The following is a 467-nucleotide window of genomic DNA, read 5'->3' on the forward strand; positions in this document are numbered from 1 at the left end:
CGCGTATGTGGTGCTCGAGCAGTCGCCGGATCTGGCCGCGGGCGGCCACGACCGCCGCCGCCCCGGGCTCAACCACCTGGCGTTCCACATCGCCGACCGGGCCGCCCTCGACGCACTGGTGGCCGAGGCCCCGGCGTACGGCTGGCGGCTGCTGTTCCCCGACCGCCATCCGTACGCGGGCGGCTACGGCCACCACGCCGCCTATCTGGAGGACCCGGCGGGATACGAGGTCGAGCTGGTCGCCGGATCCCTGCCCCGCCCCTGAGCCGCCGGGCTGTCCGTACGGGCCCCGCCGTGTGTCCGGTGTGCCGTGCGTGATGGACTGGCGTGCGTTCACCGAGGTCACGGGGGAGAGATGACAGCCGAGGAGACCGGGCCGCCGCCGCCCGCCGCAACAGAGCCCGCAACCGACGTCGCACCGGACCAGGGCCGGCGGGACGCCCGCCGGATGGACTCCTGGTCGATCG

At 74.9% G+C, this 467-nt stretch carries 1 protein-coding gene; it reads left to right on the forward strand.

Annotated elements, in window-relative coordinates; all coding sequences use genetic code 11:
* A partial coding sequence (locus AC0AIB_RS31210; protein ID WP_465098080.1) for a VOC family protein occupies nt 1–265 on the forward strand: 265 nt, incomplete at its 5' end.
* Nucleotides 266–467 lie beyond the last annotated feature (202 nt).

The sequence above is a fragment of the Micromonospora sp. DSM 43699 genome, from assembly GCF_055517075.1.